The 1,271-nt window shown below is 69.5% G+C and carries 1 protein-coding gene; it reads left to right on the forward strand.

Going from position 1 to position 1,271, the window contains the following annotated elements; translation table 11 throughout:
• Positions 1–8 precede the first annotated feature (8 nt).
• On the forward strand, positions 9–1,271 hold a 1,263-nt coding region (locus ACI2L1_RS45210; RefSeq protein WP_404745304.1), incomplete at its 3' end, for a condensation domain-containing protein.

Genomic DNA, 1,271 nt, shown 5'->3' on the forward strand with positions numbered 1-1,271 from the left:
TGGAAGGCGTGAGCGCGACTTACAACATTCCGGTCGCGTTGCGCCTGTCCGGGGTGCTGGACCGGGAGGCACTGCGGGCGGCGGTGCGGGACGTGCTCATCCGGCACGAAAGCCTGCGCACCGTCTTCCCACAGGTGGCGGGAACGCCGTACCAGCAGATCCTGCCCGCCGACGCGGTCGACGTGCCGATGCCGGTGGACGACGTGTCCGAGGCGGCCCTGGCGGACGCGATGGCCCGTGAAACACGGCGCGGATTCGATCTGGCGGTGGAACCGCCGGTCAGGACACGGCTGTTCCGGCTGGACGAGCACGAGCATGTGCTGGTGCTGGTGCTCCACCACATCGCCGGCGACGGCTGGTCGACCGGCCCGCTGTCCCGGGATCTGGCCCGGGCATACCAGGCGCGATGCGAGGGCCAAGAACCCGGCTGGGCGCCGCTGCCGGTGCAGTACGCCGACTACACACTCTGGCAGCACCAACTCCTCGGCGACCAGCACGACCCCACCAGTGTCTTCGGCCGGCAACTGGAGTACTGGACGCAGGCGCTGGCCGGTCTGCCGGCCCAGATCCCGCTGCCGGCGGACCGGCCACGGCCGCCGGTGCCCTCCTACCAGGGCGACTACGTGAGCCTGGAGATGGACGCGGAGCTGCACGCTCGCCTGGTGGAACTGTCCCGGGCAAGCGGAGCGAGTCTGTTCATGGTGTTGCAGGCCGCACTGGCGACCCTGCTGTCCCGGCTCGGCGCGGGCAACGACGTTCCGATCGGCAGCCCCATCGCGGGCCGCCTGGACCAGGCCCTGGACGACCTGGTCGGTTTCTTCGTCAACACCCTGGTACTGCGCACCGACCTGTCCGGGAACCCCACGTTCACCGAACTGGTGGGCCGGGTCAGGGAAACCGCGCTGGGCGCCTACGCCCATCAGGACATCCCCTTCGAGCATCTCGTGGAAGTCCTCAACCCGGCACGGTCACTGTCCCACCATCCCCTCTTCCAGGTGATGCTGGCCCTGCAGAACGCCCCCCACGGCACATTCCAGCTTCCCGGCCTACACGCGGTACGAGAACCGGCGTCCACCCGGACAGCGAAGTTCGACCTGGCGTTCAATCTGACGGAGCGGTTCACACCCGACGGGGCGCCCGCGGGTGTGCAGTGCCAGGTCGAGTTCGCCTCGGACTTGTACGACGTGGACACCGCACGGGCGCTGGCACAGCGACTGGTGCGGCTGCTGGAGGAACTCGCCGACGACCCGGGCCGGCGCGTCGGCGATGTG

The organism is Streptomyces sp. NPDC019531 (assembly GCF_044903305.1).
Taxonomy (GTDB): Bacteria; Actinomycetota; Actinomycetes; order Streptomycetales; family Streptomycetaceae; genus Streptomyces.